General features: G+C 70.2%; 17 protein-coding genes, 1 pseudogene and 1 riboswitch. Of the genes and pseudogenes, 14 read left to right on the top strand and 4 right to left on the bottom strand.

Features of this window, described 5'->3' with window-relative positions; translation table 11 throughout:
* The first annotated feature begins 151 nt into the window (after positions 1 to 151).
* Positions 152 to 832: a cysteine hydrolase family protein gene (locus ACZ7OY_RS30570; protein WP_471914402.1), complete on the top strand. Its 681-nt coding sequence runs from the start codon at positions 152 to 154 to the stop codon at positions 830 to 832.
* A 21-nt stretch (positions 833 to 853) separates the two neighbouring features.
* Here ACZ7OY_RS30570 and ACZ7OY_RS30565 read toward each other — a convergent pair whose 3' ends face one another.
* Positions 854 to 1249 (bottom strand): (2Fe-2S) ferredoxin domain-containing protein, encoded by a 396-nt coding sequence (locus ACZ7OY_RS30565; protein ID WP_471914401.1) that lies wholly within the window; start codon positions 1247 to 1249, stop codon positions 854 to 856.
* Positions 1250 to 1430: 181 nt separating this feature from the next.
* Positions 1431 to 1606: riboswitch (cobalamin riboswitch) on the bottom strand.
* Positions 1607 to 1611: 5 nt separating this feature from the next.
* On the opposite strand from ACZ7OY_RS30565, the pseudogene ACZ7OY_RS30560 reads away from it, so the two are divergent.
* The 9 genes and pseudogenes from ACZ7OY_RS30560 to ACZ7OY_RS30520 all read left to right on the top strand — a co-directional run.
* Positions 1612 to 2319: pseudogene (locus tag ACZ7OY_RS30560) on the top strand (5-methyltetrahydropteroyltriglutamate--homocysteine S-methyltransferase); the annotation flags it as partial.
* Positions 2320 to 2514: 195 nt separating this feature from the next.
* Entirely contained in the window at positions 2515 to 2847 is a 333-nt protein-coding gene (locus tag ACZ7OY_RS30555) for a hypothetical protein (RefSeq protein ID WP_471914400.1), read from the top strand.
* A 27-nt stretch (positions 2848 to 2874) separates the two neighbouring features.
* Positions 2875 to 4299, top strand: a complete 1425-nt coding sequence (locus tag ACZ7OY_RS30550; RefSeq protein ID WP_471914399.1) for a hypothetical protein — start codon at positions 2875 to 2877, stop codon at positions 4297 to 4299.
* On the top strand, positions 4296 to 6023 hold the full coding sequence (locus ACZ7OY_RS30545) for an Hsp70 family protein (RefSeq protein WP_471914398.1): 1728 nt from the start codon (positions 4296 to 4298) through the stop codon (positions 6021 to 6023). Before ACZ7OY_RS30550 ends, ACZ7OY_RS30545 begins: the two co-directional genes overlap by 4 nt.
* A gap of 47 nt (positions 6024 to 6070) precedes the next feature.
* Positions 6071 to 6946: a hypothetical protein gene (locus ACZ7OY_RS30540; protein WP_471914397.1), complete on the top strand. Its 876-nt coding sequence runs from the start codon at positions 6071 to 6073 to the stop codon at positions 6944 to 6946.
* Positions 6947 to 6951: 5 nt separating this feature from the next.
* A complete protein-coding gene (locus tag ACZ7OY_RS30535; protein ID WP_471914396.1) occupies positions 6952 to 7815 on the top strand; it encodes a protein-L-isoaspartate O-methyltransferase family protein in 864 nt (287 codons plus the stop codon).
* A complete protein-coding gene (locus ACZ7OY_RS30530; protein ID WP_471914395.1) occupies positions 7812 to 7985 on the top strand; it encodes a hypothetical protein in 174 nt (57 codons plus the stop codon). The genes ACZ7OY_RS30535 and ACZ7OY_RS30530 overlap by 4 nt, the downstream gene beginning before the upstream one ends.
* Positions 7982 to 8581, top strand: coding sequence for an NUDIX hydrolase (locus ACZ7OY_RS30525; protein ID WP_471914394.1), 600 nt, complete (start codon positions 7982 to 7984; stop codon positions 8579 to 8581). The genes ACZ7OY_RS30530 and ACZ7OY_RS30525 overlap by 4 nt, the downstream gene beginning before the upstream one ends.
* Positions 8582 to 8720: 139 nt before the next feature.
* Entirely contained in the window at positions 8721 to 9143 is a 423-nt protein-coding gene (locus ACZ7OY_RS30520) for a hypothetical protein (protein WP_471914393.1), read from the top strand.
* Between the two features lie 256 nt (positions 9144 to 9399).
* Here ACZ7OY_RS30520 and ACZ7OY_RS30515 read toward each other — a convergent pair whose 3' ends face one another.
* A complete protein-coding gene (locus tag ACZ7OY_RS30515) occupies positions 9400 to 10425 on the bottom strand; it encodes a transporter substrate-binding domain-containing protein (protein WP_471914392.1) in 1026 nt (341 codons plus the stop codon).
* A gap of 582 nt (positions 10426 to 11007) precedes the next feature.
* Between ACZ7OY_RS30515 and ACZ7OY_RS30510 the strand changes: the two genes are divergently transcribed.
* Complete coding sequence (locus ACZ7OY_RS30510; RefSeq protein ID WP_471914391.1) at positions 11008 to 11190, top strand: hypothetical protein; 183 nt, start codon at positions 11008 to 11010, stop codon at positions 11188 to 11190.
* 718 nt (positions 11191 to 11908) lie between these two features.
* Here ACZ7OY_RS30510 and ACZ7OY_RS30505 read toward each other — a convergent pair.
* Positions 11909 to 12220 (bottom strand): hypothetical protein, encoded by a 312-nt coding sequence (locus ACZ7OY_RS30505; protein WP_471914390.1) that lies wholly within the window; start codon positions 12218 to 12220, stop codon positions 11909 to 11911.
* Between the two features lie 495 nt (positions 12221 to 12715).
* Here ACZ7OY_RS30505 and ACZ7OY_RS30500 point away from each other — a divergent pair, with 495 nt between their 5' ends.
* Entirely contained in the window at positions 12716 to 14383 is a 1668-nt protein-coding gene (locus ACZ7OY_RS30500) for a ricin-type beta-trefoil lectin domain protein (protein ID WP_471914389.1), read from the top strand.
* A gap of 157 nt (positions 14384 to 14540) precedes the next feature.
* The gene (locus ACZ7OY_RS30495; protein WP_471914388.1) at positions 14541 to 16472 is read left to right on the top strand and encodes a hypothetical protein; all 1932 of its coding nucleotides are present in this window, start codon (positions 14541 to 14543) and stop codon (positions 16470 to 16472) included.
* Between the two features lie 82 nt (positions 16473 to 16554).
* Here the strand turns inward: ACZ7OY_RS30495 and ACZ7OY_RS30490 are convergent, their stop codons facing one another.
* The gene (locus tag ACZ7OY_RS30490) at positions 16555 to 17619 is read right to left on the bottom strand and encodes a hypothetical protein (protein WP_471914387.1); all 1065 of its coding nucleotides are present in this window, start codon (positions 17617 to 17619) and stop codon (positions 16555 to 16557) included.
* Positions 17620 to 17786: 167 nt separating this feature from the next.
* On the opposite strand from ACZ7OY_RS30490, the gene ACZ7OY_RS30485 reads away from it, so the two are divergent.
* Positions 17787 to 18314: a hypothetical protein gene (locus ACZ7OY_RS30485; RefSeq protein WP_471914386.1), complete on the top strand. Its 528-nt coding sequence runs from the start codon at positions 17787 to 17789 to the stop codon at positions 18312 to 18314.
* Positions 18315 to 18328 lie beyond the last annotated feature (14 nt).

Raw genomic sequence — 18328 nt, 5'->3', positions numbered from 1 at the left:
ACACCACCACGGTGATCCGATGCGCCGGCCCGCCGCAGAGCCGTACCGGAACACCAACGTCGCCCGGCACCCGGGCATTACCCGCTGACCTGGGAGAAGCCCGCCCGCCGAGCTCGGTGTCCTGGGTCGGGCGGTCGCATAGGGTCGGGCCATGACGTCGACCGGGACAGAGCCCCAAGAGCCCTACACCGCACCGCACTTCGCGACCTCCGCGCTCATCACGATCGATGTGCAGCGCGACTTCCTCTCCGAAGCCCCGTACGGGGTACCGGGGACGACGGAGATCCTGCCCGCGCTGCGGCGGACCGTGTCCGCCTTCCGCGCTGCCGGGCGACCTGTGGTGCACGTGGTGCGCTTGTACGAGGAAGGCGGGGGCAACGCCGATCTGGTACGGCGCGGGCTGCTGGAGTCCGGGGTGCGGATCGCCGCGCCCGGCACACCGGGCAGTGAGCCGGCCGACGGGCTCCTGCCGGAGGACGCGCCCGCCCTGGACCCGGCGCTGCTGCTGTCCGGCCGGCCTCAGCGGTTGGGGCCGTACGACCATGCGGTCTTCAAGCCGCGCTGGGGTGCCTTCTACCGCACCTGCCTGGCGGATCTGCTGCGTGAACTCGGCGTCGACACGCTGGTGTTCGCTGGGTGCAACCTGCCCAACTGCCCGCGGGCCAGCATCATGCAGGCGTCGGAACGGGACTTCCGGGTCGCCCTGGTGCGGGACGCGGTCTCCCGGGTGACGGACTCGGCCCTGACGGAGCTCGCGGGCATCGGTGTCCAGATCCTCGGCACCGCCGCAGTCGAAGGGCTGCTGCTCGGACACACCGCCGACGCGGGCTGACACCGATCGGGACGCCGGCCGTCAGGAGGTTGCCGCCTTGCGCGGCGGCGTGAAGACGTAGAGGTCGAGAATGGCGGGGCAGGGGGCGACGCCGGGGCCGCCGGCCTGGATCCAGGCGGCGATGTCCTCGGTGGCGTCGGGGTCGTTGACGAGCCCGAGCCAGACCGGGCGGGCTCCTGCGGCACGTGCGGCAGCGGAGGGCTGGACGACGACCACGTTGGCGTGTTCGCACACGCCGAGGCAGTCCGAGACGCGTACGGGTACCTCCTCGGCCAGGCGGGCGAGTTGGCGGTCGTGGTCGACGCCGGTGACTTTCGGGGTTCCGCAGCAGCAGTCCCGGCAGACGACGGCGCGGCACGGTGCCGGTCCGGCCAGGGCCTGCACCGGGCCGGCTGCTTCATGGCGCTGTCGAGGCATCGCTCCTCACACTCCGCTTCGGGCGGGATCCAGTGCGGACGACCGGCCGCAGGAAGCGGATCGCGGGGTGTCCCGGGTCGCGGGCGACCTCGGTGCGCAGAGGGGCGGGGTACGGAGCACGGGCATGCCTCTGGGGTCGGGGCTCGTACGCGGAGCCTGGCCTGCGGACGTCCCTCCACGCCGGGGCGCGAAGGTGCCAGCAGGTCTTCGGACTCGGGTTCGTCCGGTCGGGGCGCCTTCCCGGTCTCCCAGTGGCGTCGTGCCCCGCCCGTCCCCCTCACCGCTGCGCGTCAGTTCCGGATTCGCACCGGATTCCCTGGCCTCGGGTGTGGCTCGACTGGCCCGCCGAGGCTATCAAGTCCGCCGGCGACATCTCCCGCCCCGAGCCGATGACCGTGCGCTGGACGACGTACGCCCAGTCCCTGACCTCACGCCCGGTCAAGGGCATGCTCACCGGACCGGTCACCATGCTCGCCTGGTCCTTCGTCCGCGACGACCAGCCCCTCGCCGACACCGCCCGGCAGGTCGCTCTCGCGCTGCGCGACGAGGTGGGCGACCTCGAGAGGGCCGGGACCTCGGTGATCCAGGTGGACGAACCCGCCCTGCGCGAGACCCTGCCGCTGCGGGCCGCCGGCCACGCCGCGTATCTGGCCTGGGCCACGGAGGCGTTCCGGCTCACCACCAGCGGTGTACGCCCGGACACCCAGATCCACACCCATATGTGCTACGCCGAGTTCGGCGACGTCGTCCGGGCCATCGACGACCTCGACGCCGACGTCATCAGCCTGGAGGCCGCCCGCTCCCGCATGCAGGTCGCCCGCGAACTCGCCGCCCAGGGCTACCCGCGCGAGGCCGGGCCCGGCGTCTACGACATCCACTCCCCCCGCGTGCCGAGCGCGCAGGAGGCCGCCGAACTGCTGCGGGCCGGTCTCCGGGCGATTCCCGCCGAGCGCCTGTGGGTCAACCCCGACTGCGGCCTGAAGACCCGCGGCTGGCCCGAGACCCGTGCCGCGCTGGAGAACATGGTCGCCGCCGCCCGCACGCTCCGTACGGAACTCCCCGTGTCCTGACCGCAGACCCCGTCGGCCGGGGGAGGAAGCATCCGCCCTCCCCCGGCCCTCGGGATTCCTTCCGTCAATCAATGTGACGGAAGATAAATCCGTCGCCTATTTCCGGTGGTCGAACATTCGCGCCATATTCCCCGGGCGACTTCCATGGGTATATCGTACGAGTCCGCTCAAAGATCTATTCCCCTTGGGGGCGGCATGGGGGATTATTCCTCATTCCTTGATCCGGCGCATTTCGATCCCTCGCATTTCGATCCCTCGTCCATCGACAGCCCCGATGAACCCGCCGACATCACACCCCCTCTCACCGACGGCCCGTCGGCGCAGGGCGACGGCTTCGACCTCCCGCACACCGCCGCGGACGACCACCCACCGTACGACGCCCACCAGTTCCAGGAGCCCCACGACCACCAGCTCCGGTTCGGTGCCGGGGCCTGCGCCCACTGCGGGGGCACCGGACGGACGCGCTGGATCTCCTCCCAGACGGACGAGCCCTGCTGGTACTGCGACGGCTCCGGGGTGGCCCCTTGAGTGCCGAGATCGGCGGGTGATCCAGAAATGGATCCCATATCCGGCACCGTCCTGGGCGTTCTCGCCCTGAGTCAGGCCGCCGGCCATGTGTTGAACTGGTACAAGGGCAAGCGCGACGGATCGTTCCAGGAACAACAGGACTTCCTCGCCGAGGTGCGTGAGAAAGAAGCGCGGCGTTCTCACGAGAATCTCCTCGCCAGGGACCGCAAACTCAGAAAGGACCGGAGGCAGGAGGCGGACACCGCCTACGAGCGGGCGCTGCACCGGGACCGGCAGATGGCCGAGCACCGCGAGCAGGACGCGCGGGCCGCACACGAGCGCGCCCTGGAGCGGGACCGCATCCTCGCCGGCACCCGCGCCCAGGAGGCGACCGTGGCACACCAGCGGTCCCTGGAGCGGGACCTCTATCTGACCAAGCTGCGCATCGAGGAGGCGGAACTGGCCTTCGAGCGGTCCCAGCAGCTTGCGGTGGTCCAGTCCCGGATACAGGTGGACACCCAGCAGGAGCTTCAGCGCCTGGCCCGCGAACAGGCGAACAGCCCTTTCGCGTACGACGTCGAGAAGGTGCGCGAGAAGGTCCTGGAGAAGACGGGCGGCGGCAACCGGCCGGTGCTGATCATCGCCCCGTTCCACTACGAGGACTCCGGGCAGCGCAACGGCACGGCGGAGCCCGGTTCGGCGCTGGGCATCCGGCAGGCATGGCTCACCTCCGCCTGGTCGCTCGACGCCGAGCCCTTCGCCGGGCTGGTGACCCGTCCACTGATCTGGCCCGACGCCGATGTGCAGACGATCCGGACCACCCTGCACGACCTGCCCGTGATCCTGGTCCAGGGGCAGGTACAGGCGAACACCCGCCTGTGGCTCTCGCTGTCCGCGTGGAACCTCGGAGACACCAGCGGGACGAGGGTCGTCGACACCCACTTCCCGCCGATGCTGCTTCCGGGCGCCGAGGCGGGGGAACGGCCGTCGCCGCTGGAGCGCCTCGCCTTCGAGGACCACATCGCCGAACTCGTCACCCTGACGGCGGGCGCCCACGCCGAGTGGTTCCACATTCTCAAGAGCGGCCGTGCGCCCCGGCTGCACAACCTGCTGCCCGCCGGCCGGGACTCCGACCGCCGGGTGCTGGCCGCCAACAGCGCCGCACTGTACGAGGTGTGCGCCGAGCGAGGCATCGTCAGCCCGGAGCGGGCCAGGCTGACCCAGGCCGTGGTGCTGGCGGAGGGAGGACATGAGACGCGTGCCGTCGACGTGCTGCGCTCGAGCCTCGCCCTCCTGGGCAGTACGACGGCCAAGGGGGCCCGGGACCCGGAACTGGCGGATCTGCTCAGCAGGCTGGTCCGTCTCGTCGAGGAGCGGGCCGACCCCGAGGCGAAGCGGCTCTTCGCCACGGCACTGGACGAACTGCGCGAACAGGCTCTGCTGCACCGATTCGGCTGGGGGGATCTGGATTGAGCGGCAAACACCGGGTGGTGGCGGCGATCGACTTCGGCACCCATGGCACAGGCTTCGCCTGGGCCGTGGTGAACGAGATCAATCGCGACATGACCCAGCGTGAGGTGTTCTTCTTCGACCAGTGGTCCCAGGAACTCGCCTACGCCAAGAACCTCTCCGCCCTCCTGCTGGACCGGGACGGGAACCTGGAGGAGTGGGGTTACGCGGCGGAGGAGCTCTGGCACACCGAGGGCTCCGCGACCGGCCGTCGCTACGTCAGCGGCTACAAGATGGCGCTCCAGCGGAATCTGAGCAATGAGGGCAGGGCACGTATCGGCGGCGGGGACGGTGTGGTCTCCGAGACCGCCGACGACGTGCAGGACCTGATCCGGATGTGCCTGCGGCAGGTCTACCGCAAGGCCGTCGACCTCATCGAGCGGGGCGGGATCTACAAGGAGGACGACATCCGGTGGTGCGTCACCGTCCCTGCCATCTGGGACAGTTACACCGCCGACCTGATGTACCAGACGGCCTGCCAGGCGGGACTGCCCGACGACAAGGAGCGTCTGATCCTGTCGCTGGAGCCCGAGGCGGCCGCCCTGTACTGCATCGTCAAGGGCGAGCAGGCACTTCAGCGCCCCGGGCAGATCTTCATGGTGGTCGACGCGGGAGGCGGGACCGTCGACATCACCTCCTACCGGGTGGAGAACGGCCGCAAGCTCAGCCAGCTGGCCACGGCGAACGGGAGCAAGGCCGGTTCGAACTACCTCAACCGCTACTTCGTGACCGAGGTCCTGTGCGACCGCTTCGGTTCGTCGTTCATCGAGAAGGTCTCCGAGCACCACGCCACGGACCTGTACGAGCTCGTACGCAAATGGGAGGGCCTGAAGCGGGCGGTGACCGTGACGGGCGCCAAGCCGCTCACGCTGCCCCTGACGGCGCAGATGTACGCGCTGGTCTCCCAGGACCCTTCGGCGCTGGCCCGGTTCGAGGAGCGGCAGGGCGGTGTGGTCACGGCCATCGTCATCTCCGCCGACGAAGTCCGCGCGGTCTTCGAGAAGGTGGTCGCGACCGTCGTGGACGAGGTCCGTGAGCAGACGGCACGGATGCGCACGAACGGCGGCTCGGACGGCGGGGAGATCGCCATTCTCGTGGGCGGATTCGCCGAATCCCCGTATCTCCAGGAACGTCTCACCGCTCACTTCGCCGAACAGAAGATGCGGTTGCACATTCCCCCGCGGCCTTCGGCGGCCGTGATGGCCGGCGCCACCCATTTCGCGTACGACCCCTCCGTCATCCGCGCCAGAAGGGCGCCGCTCACCTACGGTGTCGCGACCTCGATGAGCTTCCGGGAGAAGGTCGATCCGAAAGCCAAGCGCTACACGGACGAGGACGGAAGGGTCCTGTGCACCGACCGGTTCGACGTGTTCGTGTGCAACGGGGATCCGGTCGACACCGACTCCTACGAGCGGCGCATCTATGTCCCGGTCCATTCGGAGCAGACCGGGCTGGAGATCCAGATCTACGCCACTCGGGGCACCGAGCCGGAATACACCACCCAGGCGGGTGTGGACCATATGGCATCGCTTTCGATCAGCCTGGCGAAGTCGATGCATCTGCCCAGGGACGAGCGGGCGGTCGAGGTCAGGATGTTCTTCGGTGAGTCGCGGGTCCGCGTGGAGGCCAAGAATATGGAATCCGGCGAGAGCACCACTGCCGAGATCAAGTGGAAGCCGACGTGGTGAAGCGGATATTGCGGTTCTTCGGGCTGGGCGGAGAAAGGAAAACTGCATTGGAAGCGGTACGGGTTCCGGGTCCCGACGGCAAGCTGACGATGGTGCCACTGGACGACTGGGCACCCCAGGTCGCCCACGGCCTCAATAAACTCACCGGTCGCATCGACGAACTGACCCGTCACATCGACGACCTGACGCGTCGCAACGACGCGTTGAGCAGGGAGAAGAAGAGGCTCGTCGACACGGTCGAACAGCAGCGGGCCGACCTGGCCTCCGCCCACGACCGGATCACCCGTCTGGAGAGCGACCTCGAGGACTGTGCCGCGGCCGCTTCCGAACTTCAGCGGGCGTTTGCCGACATCGACCAGAGGTTCACCAACATCGCGGGCGGTATCGCGGCGGCCACCCACCCCGGCCGGCTCACCGAGGACGAATACGGTCACCATGACCTGGGCAAGCGCTACGGCGACTTCGTCCAGCAGCACGTCATGCCGCTGGCCCTGCAGTCCTCGTCGGGTGTCCACCTCAGCCCGTACGATCAGGCTCAAGTGGTCGCGGAGATCTGCCTGTTGCTGTTCGGGGACGCCGAGCCGGAAGCGGCGTACCTCGCCGACGTCCTGACCCGCCGCCGCCTGCTCGTCGACCGTCGCGCCCTGCAGGACATGTGCGAGCAGGCTCAATCGATCAGGGCCGAGGCGCGGCAACTCGGGCGCAGCCAGCGCTGGGTCTTCGACGTACCCGACGACCGGTTCGACGCGAAGCGGCAGCAGCAGTTCGTGGGTTCGGCCATGGGACACGAGCACGAGCTCGCCGTGACTCTGGTGGTGGCCCCGTCCTACGTGGTCGGCGACGGTACGTCGATCGCACCGCAGCAGGTGTTCACCGTACGACGCGACACGGCCGCCACGCAGGGGCCCGTCCCGACAGTCTGACCTGCTTGTTGCAGGAGTTGGATCTGCGGGCCGGCCAGCGGGTGCTGGACGTCGGGACGGGCGCGGGGGTGACCGCCGCGGTGGCCTGTCGGATCTGCGGTGACCAGGAGGTGGTCACACTCGACCGGGACCGGCACCTCACCGACGCGGCCGCCGTCCGGCTGGCCGCGCTCGGCTTCCGGCCGGACGTGGTGTGCGGGTCCGGGGACGAGGGGTGTCCCGCGCGGGCGCCGTTCGACCGCATCTTCGTGTCGTACGCGGTGCAGCGCGTACCGACGGCGCTCGTCGAGCAGCTTGCCCCCGGGGGCCGGCTGCTGGCGCACGTCACCAGCGCGTCCCCGTCGTGGCCCGCCCTCGCCGTCGTCGAGCGCACCGCCGACGGGCAGGTCACCGCGGAGCTGCGAGCCGTGGAGTTCGCCCACCGGGCGGGTCACGGCATGCAACGGATCTGGCTGGACGCGGAGTTCAGGCAGCGCATCGCCGGTGAGCAGGGCACCTGGACCCAGCGCAGCATGCTGGCGCCGCCCGCGGACACCGACCGCGGCCTGTGGCTGGCAGCGGACCACCTCCTCGGCGGGCTGGTGCGCGACTTCGGTGCCGAGCACCTCTGCGTCGGCGCCCCCGACTGCGGGTCGTGGCTGCGGGTGGAGCCCGTGGGGCGCTCCCGCTGGGATGTCACCGTCCACGGTCCGCGCGACATCTGGAACGAACTCCAGGACCTGACCGTCCGGTGGCGGGCGGCAGGCGGCCCCGGCAGCTACCGTCTCCTCTTCGAGCCGGACGGCCGTCAGCGGGCCGTGTCGGCGTGCGGCCGTCTGTCCTGGCACATTCCCGGACCCCGCCCACTCGACGAGGGAGCATCCGCGTGACCCGTCCGACCGAGTCCTTCCTGGAGCTGCGCGCAGCCGTGGTAGAACCGCACGCGTCGTTCGGGGATGAGGCCCGGGCGCTGTCCGACGAGCTCGCGGCCGACGGACCGCTTCCGGAGGACGCCGTGTCCCCGGTCCCGCTCACCCGGCGTCCGGGTGGTGCACGATGAGCGGCGGGCCGCGGCACACCGAACCGGTGGACGTCCATCTGATCCTGCGCCGGGAGAGCGCCGCAGGGCCGGAGGTGCTGCTGTCGCGGCGGGCCGGCCAGGTCTACGCCGCCGGCCTGTGGCACCTGCCGTCGGGTCATCTGGACGGTCCGCACGAGGACGTCGTCGCCGCCCTGGTGCGCGAGGCGCGGGAGGAGACCGGTGTCGTCGTCGATCCGGCCGATGTACGGGCCGCCGTGACCGTGCACCACCGCAGCCCCGGAGGATCCTCCCGCACCGGATATTTCTTCGAGGTCCGGCGGTGGCAGGGCACGGCCCGGATCGCGGAGCCGGAGGTCTGCGACGCCATGGACTGGGCGCCCCTGGACGCCCTTCCTGCCGGGATGGTGGCGTACTGCCGGGCCGGCCTGGACGCCTACCGCGCCGGCGCACGTCTCGCCGTGCACTTCCAGCTGCCCGGGGACGCCATCGTCTTCGACTCCGGCACCGACCGCCTGCGCATCGTCCCGGACGTGACCGACCGGTCGTACGCCGGCCGTCCCGACGCCGCGGTCGTGCAGTCCGCCCGCAGGGGTGATGTGACGCGGGCCCACTGATCGAGCAGACGCCGGTCAACCAGGTGAAGGCGTCGGCTTCGGGCGACATCGCGCGCGGGCTGGGAGATCCTCCCGTCGAGAGTGGGATGATCTTGTCGTCTCCGGTACGCCTGTCGACGCCACGTGTACCGGACCCCCGGTGACCGACGAGGAGGACGAAGGATCGATGACGCTGAACGTGGGCCAACGGGTGCGGCTGGCGATGGATCTGCGGCTGGCCGGGTCGGTGACTCCGGCCGAGGAGTTCCCGGAGGAGACGGGTGCCTTCGCCGGGTCCGTGGCCCTGGCGGCAGGCGTCGAGGGCACGGTCGAGCGTGTGGTCGAGCACCACCGGCAGCAGAGCCAGGAGGTCCGCGAGTACCTGCGCCTCAAGTCGCTCCGGGACGACTTCGGCCACCAGATGCCACCGGCGAGCAGAGAGCAACTGGAGGAGCGGGTGGGGGCCTTGGAAGAGCATTGGGTCGCCTACCAGCGGCAGATGCTCCGCGTCACGGTCCGCGTCCGGCTCGACAACGGCTTCGTCCTCGACGACACCCCCGAGGAGGCGTTCACCTCCGCCTGATCTGGCGTCGGTGGCTCGCCTACCGCGTGCACGGCTGCCGCCGGCACGAGTTCACCGTCGGCGGCGGGCCCGCGGCGGATGCCGAAGGCTTCCGGGCGAAGCGGTGCCAAGTAATCGGGTAGCGCCGTCCGTTGCAGCCTCGTGAACGCTTTTTCAAGGCCCCACCGGCCGACTGGCCCGACGGCGTCCGCGATCCCCGCGTCGGGCCTCGCCCCGCCCGGACACCCCGCGTCCTTGCTGTCGTACCGCCGTCATGTCAGGAGTTGTCGAGCGGCAGTCCGGGCGGGTTCACCTCGGACTTGGCGACGGCCTCGTTGGAGAGGTTCCAGGCGGCCAGCCACTTGGCGTACTGACCGTTCTCGATCAGGTAGTTGATCGCGTCGGCGATCGGCTTGGCGAGACCGCTGCCCTTCTTCGAGGTGGCCGCGATCAGGCCCTGGAGCGACGCGCCGGCGCCGGAGAACGTGCCCGCGTTGGCCGTGGGCGAAGGCGTCTTCGCCGTCTGGGTGATGTGGTAGGAGATGGTGGGGTTGGGGCCGAAGTGCGCGTCGATCCTGCCGCTGCTGAGCGCCTGGTAGACCCCGTTGTTGTCCGGGTAGTGCTTGATGGTGAGCGACTTGCCCTCGCTCTGCAGCTTCCGCTGCCACTCGATGAGGATCCGCTCCTGGTTGGTGCCCGACCCGACCTCGACCGTCTTGCCCGCCAGGTTGCGGTAGTTGCCGTCGAACCTCCACTTGCTGGACTTCAGCACCTCGAACGCGAGGTTGTCCTGCCGGTAGGAGGCGAACTCGTACTTCCTCTTTCGTTCCTCGGTGTCGGTGACGTTGGAGAAGGCCACGTCCACCTTGCCGCTGTCGACGCCGATGAAGAGGTTCTCCCAGGTGAAGTTCTGGCTCTGCGGCTCAAGACCCAGGACCGCGGCGACCAGGCGGCCGATGTCGGTCTCGGAGCCGGTGAGGGTCTTCTGGTCGTCACCCACGTAGTCGAGCGGGGCGGAGCCGGAGGGCAGGGCGCCGTGGCCGATCACCAGCTTGCCGCTCTTACGGACGGCCGCAGGCAGTTCGGCGCTGATCGACTTGACCTCGGACACCTTGAGGGTGACCTCCTCGGCGGCGCCGTGCGAGAGCTGACCGATGGTCACACTCCCCGGGCCGGCGTCGTCCGTCTTGGTGGCGGCGGTGCTGTCCCCACCGCAGGCGGTGAGCCCGGTGGCGAGAGTGGCGACAGCAGTCGCCGCCGTGATGCCGCGAATGAGGCTGCGTCGGGTGACGTGGGTAGGCATGGCCGTTCCTTGTCGCTCGGGAGGAGGTGGTGGAGTGGGGGAGGGAAATCGTCGGCGCGCCGTGGGGACGCAGGGGAAGACGCTGGGCCGGCCGACCTTGCTCAGGACGCACGCGGTCCAGCTCGGACGTACGCAATTCAGCTCAGGACATACGTGGTCCAGCTCTGCACGTACGTGATCCACTCGTTCAGGCGGGTGCGAAGACCGGCCGGCAGACGACACCGCCACGACCGAGGAGCCCACGGCGGCCGACCACCGGCATACGACCGGCCGATCCAGCCTCCGCGTCACATCGACGAACGCTGCTTCAACCGACTGGAAGACTTCGCGGTATCGCCCTCAGGTGCGGCAGGACCGCGACCTCATCCGGTGCGGTGGCCGGACTCACGCCGTTCCCGCTCCGGTCAGGCTCCGTTCGACGGCAGAGCCCAGGTCACAAGCCGTGGGACGGAGATCAGCAACAGATCTCGTCGAACTGGTCGGCGCGGCGGCTCACCCAGAACGGGTCGAGCAGCACCATGCGTGCCGTGCCAGTGGTTTCCATGGCCGGATACAAGCACACCACCCACTGGGGCGTCCACCATGTGTCCACTGGACGGACCGGAGCGCACCACCGAACTCGCCCAGCAGGCCTACAAGAACACGTACCAGCCCCTCCGAACCCCCCGTTCCCTACGACCTACCGGCGCCACTCCCTCCTTCACGTCGATCTACGGCGACCAGAACGGGCCGCAGACCGGCCCGCCCTGGGTGTGCGGCTCCTGAACTGCCGTACGCCTTCCGCCGCTTCGTCAACTCACTGCGAGCTCCATCCCGCCTTGTGATGACGCGCCGCGTGGTGCCGCTCACTCCGGCCCTCGGTGCAGCACAGTGGGCCGGTGTCTCATCGCCCGTTGACCCTTCTGCTCCTGGCACTGCTGAGTGTCACCGGCTGCACCACCGTGACCTCCGATTCCGAGCCGGTCGTTCGCCGCCCGGGCGTACGCGCCTCGCTCGCGACCGACAGCGCAGCCTCACCGACACCCGCGGCCGCGCCTGTGCCCGCGGCCGCGCCGACGCTCGCGCCCGTGGTGCAGCCCTCACCCCGTTCCACTCTGTCGAAGACCGATCCGCAGCAGCCGCGGCATACGGCCAAGGCCGACACAGATCCCCGGCAGCGGACGACAGAGCCGGCACAAGGCACGCCTCGTGCACTCCCGCCTGCGCGTGTGGCGCCGCACCCGCCGGCCCGCCCGCACCACCGGGCCCCGACGCAGGCACAGCCGCGCGCAAAGCCCCACCATCGCCCGGCTCCACAAGCCCCGCGCGTCCGCCCGCAGCCCTGGCCCCGCCAGATGCGCCAGCTGTGCCGCCGGGCGAAGGGCGTCACCTCCTCCGACATCGCGACCCTGTGCCGTCAGACCTGGGGATAGCGCGCCTGCCGGGCCGGCCCGTCCGGTCCGCGTCGCTCGTCACATCGCTCCGCCTGGTTCGGCCTCGGTCCTCAGATCCCGTCGCCCCATCCGAAGGTGATCCTGTACGCGCGCTGGAGTGCGTGCCGTCCGCAGTCCCCGTCGGCGTAGGCCCATGCGAGGGCCGCGGAGAACCAGAGCAGAACGGCTCCGCCGACGATTCCCAGGGCCACCGGTTTGCCGAGCCAGCCGAGTAGAGCCAGGGCGATGACCGTAATGGCGGCGCCGATGTGAGCTCCCCGCAGGTCGAGTGACGCAGCCTTGCGGGCCGCTCTGCGTGCGGCCCGCTCCGCCGCCAAGCGCTGCTCTCGAACGGACTGCGGTTCGTTCTCGTCGAAGTTCAACTCAGCCCCCTGGCGCTGACGTTACATGGACATGGGTCGTGCCGACCGTTGCTCGTCCGGCAAGCCCGACCGCCTTCCACATACCGCGCCACGAACATCCTTCCCTCCAAGCCGTGGTCAGTCCGTTTCGAGCCTTGACGGTATTGGTCTGGTCCAATAGCGTCTGCCCCGCACAGAACCCCACATGGCTCAACACCACTGATCAGCAACAGAGTTGACGATGAATCCGCCGGTTCGGGGACGAGAGCCCGGCCGCCCGTTGTGGGCCTGCCTCTCGACGGCAGCCCAGGTGCCGGTCTTCGCCCCGTTCGTCGTCATCCAGATCCACAAGGGCGCGTGCACTGCTCACCGTTGATGGCGATCGCCAGAAGCGGCGGCACAGCGAACAGACGCGATCACGCCTTTTCTTCGGAGGCCAGACCTATGCAATCACCCCCCGCAAGGGCACCGCGCGGCGCGTGGAAGAGAGCGCTCTCACTGATTCCGGTCGTCGTGATGACGGTGGTGGCCACCGTCACCACGACCCTCGACGCCCAGGCGGCAGTGCCCCCCACGCCGTCGGGCTTCACGCTCACCTGGAGCGACGACTTCAACGGTGCGTCGGGCACCGGCATCGACCAGAGCCTGTGGAAGTACGACACCGGGCCGGGCAGCAATTTCGGCACCGGTGAGATCGAGACGATGACCAGCAGCACCTCGAACGTCTACTACGACGGTCAGGGTCATCTGGTCCTCCAGGCACTGCACTCGGGTTCCGACGCGCGCAGCGGCTGGACCTCCGGGCGCGTGGAGACCCAGTCGGCGGGCTTCGGCGCCCCGGCCGGCGGCGTCGTACGCATCGAGTCCGTCCTCCAGCAGCCCAACGTCACCACCGCCAACGGCGCGGGCTACTGGCCGGCGTTCTGGATGCTCGGCGCGCCGCTGCGCGACGGTGTGACCTGGCCGAAGTCCGGCGAGATCGACATCATGGAGGACATCAACGGCCGCAGCTCCGTCTTCAGCACCCTGCACTGCGGGGTGAACCCGGGCGGGCCGTGCAACGAGTCGACCGGCATAGGCTCGGGTGAACGCGCCTGTTCGGGCTGCCAGACCGGCTTCCACGACTACGCGGCGGAGATCGACCGCTCGGTGTCGCCGGAGCAGATCAGGTTCTACCTCGACGGGAACAACTTCTTCACCGTCAACGCCAACCAGGTGGACGCCACGACCTGGGCCGACGCGGTCGACCACCCCTTCTTCATCATCTACGACCTGGCCATCGGCGGCGGCTTCCCGGACGCCTTCGGCGGCGGACCGAACGCGTCCACGGTCTCCGGCGGCAAGCTGGTCGTCGACTCGGTGGCCGTCTACAACAAGGCGCCCGGCTCCGGAGGCGGTGGCGGCGGCGGCGGCGGTTCGGTGACCGGCCAGACGATCACCGGACCTGGCGGCAAGTGCGTCGACGTGGCGGGTGACGACACCGGCGGCGACGGCACCGCGGTCCAGCTGTGGGACTGCCAGTCGGCGGCCAAGGACCAGCACTGGACCTGGAGCGGTCAGACCCTCCAGACGCTCGGCAAGTGCCTGGACATCGCCGGCGGCAACAGCGCCGCGGGGACGAAGCTGCAACTCGCCACGTGCAACAGCGGCGGCTACCAGTCCTGGGTGCGGCAGACCGACGGCTCGCTGCGCAACCCGACCAGCGGCCGGTGCATCGACTCGCCGTCGGGTGCCACGGCCAACGGCACCCGCCTCCAGATCTGGGACTGCAACAGCTCCGGCGCCCAGCAGTTCGCCATCGGTACCCCGATCTACGGACCTGGCGGCAAGTGCGTGGACGTGGCCGGTGACGACACCGGCGGCGACGGCACCGCGGTCCAGCTGTGGGACTGCCAGTCGGCCACCTCGCTCGACCAGAAGTGGACCTGGAGCGGCCAGACCCTGCGCACGCTGGGCAAGTGCCTGGACATCGCAGGCGGCGTCAACGCGAACGGCACAAAGCTCCAGCTGGCCACCTGCAACGGCGGCGGCTACCAGAACTGGGTCGCCAACGCCGACGGCTCGATGTCCAACCCGACCACCGGCCGGTGCATCGACTCGCCGTCGGGTGCCACGGCCAACGGCACCCGCCTCCAGATCTGGGACTGCAACAGCTCCGGCGCCCAGAAATTCGCCCTGGCGTGAGCAAGGATCGCCCTGCGTGAACTGACGCCGGGTCCCTCGAAGGGCCGCACCGCAGTCGGTGCGGCCCTTCGACGTGTCGCCGGTGCGCTGGTGATCCGTTGATCCGGTGATCCGGTGAGACCTTGTCCTGGCGTGAGTCCGCGGGGATCATGATCGCGTGCAGCGCCAGAAGAAGCTCCGTGAACTGCTCGAACGCACCGGCCTCACGGTCGTCGAGGAGGTACGCCCGGGCAGCCTGCTCCCGCCGGAGGCCGGCTGGCGCATCGCACGCGGGATCGCGGCGCCGGCCGGCGCGGCCCGGGATTCCCTCGACGCCGCGTGGTGGCGCCGACTTGCCGATGGAAACGGCGAGTTCCTGGTGGCCGTCCTCGGACACCGGATCGGCGGAAACGACTCCTGGTGGACCCGGGTCCGCTACGCCGGCGACGGTGTGCCGGAGCTGACCGGCGGCCCTGGGTTCGTGGCGCTCTCCCTCGACGGGCAGGTGCTGCTGGCGGAGATCCCCGGCACCGACGGGCCCCGAATGACAGCCCTCGACCGACTTCCGGAACGGCTGGAGGAGACCGCGACGGCCGCCGCTCAGGAGTCGGAGGCCGAGCGCGCCGAGGTGTGGGCGGCCGTTCCCGGCCGCCCGGCGTGGCCCCTGCACTGGGCGGAGGGATTGGGGTCCAATCCGGCCGCGCCCGACGAGCTGCTGATCCGGCTGCTGGATGTGACGGACGGCCTCCTGCACGGCTGCGACCGGCCGGCCGTCCTCGACGCCGCCGTGGCGCACCCCGATCCGCAGGTGCGCGCGAGGCCCGCCGACACCTTCCGGCCCAAGCTCACTTCCGATCAGTGGATACGCATGGTCCGCGCCGAACCGTCACCGGGGCGGCGCGTGCTCTGGGCGGAGCGTGCCCGCGCCCGGGGCGCCGAACTCCCCGGGGAGCTGTACGACGACCTCCTCGCCGGGCCGTCCCGCGCCCAGGCCGCCGAACTCCCCGGACTGCCCGTACACCACCTTCCCGGCCTCGTGGCCGACGCCGATCCCCCGGTGCGGGCGGCTGCCTGCGCCCGATGGGAGGACCTCGCCGCTCCCCTGCGGGCGCGGCTGCTCGCCGACACCGACGACACGGTGCGCACGGCGGCGCTCCTCGCCCACCACACCAACGTCCCCATACCGCGCGAGGTCTTCGGCGCGCTGCCCGACCAGCGGCGAGCACTCGAACGGTGCCGTTTCGAGGCCGAGTTGGAGGCGGAGCTGGTCCACGACGAGGACACGGAGGTACGCCGGGCGCTGGCCCGCAACCCAGGCCTCGGCGCACACGGCGTCGCCGTCCTGGCAGAAGACCCGCACAACGACGTCCGGTCCGCGGTGGCGCTGCGCCCCGACCTCACCGAGGAGCAACGCGCCGCGGTGCGCCACGATTTCGACCCGACGTCGATGTCACACACCTTGTCCTGGGTCGAGGACCTGCACGGCGACTCCGACGCGATGCGCCGCCTCGCCGCGTCGTCCCATCCCCTCGTCCGCCGCAGCGTGGCCCGCGCCCGGCATCTCCCACCGGACGTCGTGGAGCGTCTGGCGCGGGACGAGGACCGGGTGGTCTGCCTGTTTCTCGCCGAATCGTGCGACGACGCGCCGGCCGACATGCTGCTGAAGGTCTGGCGCTGGTGGGACGGCAGCCTCAGTCACCCCGGCCGCCCCCGCAACCATCCCAACTTCCCCCGCGCGGGCCTGCTGCGCTACGCCGACGACCCCAGCGGGCGGATGCGCCGCCTGGCGCTGGACGATCCGAAGTCCACCCCGGCCGACGTCGCGCGCCTTGCCCGGGACCTCGAGACCGAGGTGCGCCACCGCGCGGCCCAGGACCCCCGGCTGTCACCCGCCGACGCGGTACGGCTGCTCGACGACCCGGCGGCCCACGTACGCGCGACCGCCGCGCGCCATCCACGGCTGCCGGCCCGCGTCCTGGCCGGGCTGCTGCACGACCGCGACACGGCGTGCGAGGCGATCACCAACCCGGCGATCCCGGTCCCCGTCCTGCACCGCATCCTGGACGCGGCCACGGCAGCCGTCGCCGCCCGGCAGCAACCTCGCTCGTAGTCCGGGCCCGGAACGTCACCGGAATGCATGCCCCTACAGGCTCGGTCGGTTGGACCGGTCCGGTGCGAACTCGTGGTCAGGCTCAGGACGTTGCTTCCGTCCAGCGATGGAGGGTCCCGCTCGCGTTGTCGTAGGTCAGCCAGGTGCCGTCTCCGAGCGGACGCGCGTAACCGTCCACACGGCCGGTGGGATACGTGATCGCACCCCGTGTGCGCAGGGTTCGGGCGTCCAGCAACCAGTGGCAGGCCCGGTCCGGGTCCTCGTCGGAGTCGACCGTCGAAGCGATGACGGTGTCGGCGTCGACGAAACCGCAGCCGTAGTCCCAGTACAACGGGTCCTTTTCGTCCGACGGCTCAGGCGCGCCCTCGGCCAGGACGGTGCCGTCCAGGGCATGCAGTCTCAGGTCCGTCCCGTAGTGCTCGAGCGTAAGAAAACCCGGATGACCGGGATGGACGTCCATCAGGATGCGGTCCAGGGTCTCGTTGAGGTCCCAGCCGGTCAGCTTCTCGCCGTCCCAGCGCGCCCAGTGGAGCATGATGCCGTCCTGGCCCATGCCGATGCAGAGCCCCATGTGAAGGCCGTCCGGATGGGATATCTGGTGTGAACCGGAGGCCGCGCTGTCCAGCGGCAGCCGGGCGAGTTCCCGTCCGTCGCGGGCGTCGAGAACGACCCAGCACTCCTGCCAGTCCCGCTCCTCCGGGTCCAGCACGACATGCGCCCAGACGAGCCTGCCGTCGTCGGAGACACGACAGGATCCGTGCTCGGACCCGTAGCACACCTCCTGCTCGTCCCCCGAGTGCGCGTGGCCCAGCACAGGCCCCCAGCAGCCGTGCCGGTACTCCCACAGCAGCTCGCCGCCCGGGCCGACCGCCCGCACCGCGCGCTGGCCGGAGAACACGGCGAACGTGGCGTCCGGACTCACCGAGGGCACGCCACGGTCCCACCCCGGCCAGGGAAGGGGGAACACGGCGGTCGGGGCCAGCTCCCCCGCGAAGACGTCGTGCAGGTCGTAGACCTCCAGCTCATGTCCGTTCTGGAGCAGGGCGCGGCATGGCGCGTGCGTGCGGCTCTCGAGGCCGAAGCCGTTGACCAGTGCGGCCCCGCCCTGGAGCTTCACCGAGTCGTGCAGTTGTGCGGTGATCGACATGAGTCGAAGGTAACGGGCCGCACTGACAGCGTTCCCGGCGAGGCCCTGCCCCTCCATCGCAAGACAGCGATTCGTGCCGAAAGGATCAACGGGGCCGCAGCGCCAGGCGATACTCACCCTGTGGTGTGGTTCCAACAAGCCCGGGCAGTGACACGGAGGTCACCTGAATGTTCCCCGCACGGCTGCCTGCCGGTGCTCCGCTGGTTCTGGCGGTTCTCGCCCTGTCCGGCTGCTCCTCCCACTGGGGCTGCACGGACACGACTGCGGAGCGCGGCAAGGCCGCTGTCAGGGTGCAGATCGAAGACGTGTATGAGCGCCCTGTCGGGGTGACCGCCGAGGTCGTCGACTGGCGCCTTGAGCCGCACCCGCAGGTACCCGCCGAAGGCGACCAGGTGCACTTCCACTTCCGCTTCTACGGCGCCGACGAGAGTTCCAACCCTGGCGTGGATGCCTGCGCGGTCGACAAGAAGCGCATGGCGCTGGGGTGTCGGACGGTCTACTCGTCCGAGGCGTTCGGGCCGGGCGGCGACCCCACGGGCGACGAGTGGCTCGCCGTCGAGCACCCTGAGCAGGTTGCCGGAGTGCTGTTGATACCCAACGACCAGTCCTACGACCGGCGAACCTGCGAGCAGGACATCAAGGACGGCGGCGGGCCACATCCCCCGAAGCCGGCAGGCCGAGGAGACCAGTTGTGAGCCATCGTCGGCCC

The organism is Streptomyces sp. NPDC107559 (assembly GCF_055657365.1).
Note: the sequence above shows the minus strand (reverse complement) of the source record. Positions and strands in the feature narration are given on the sequence as shown.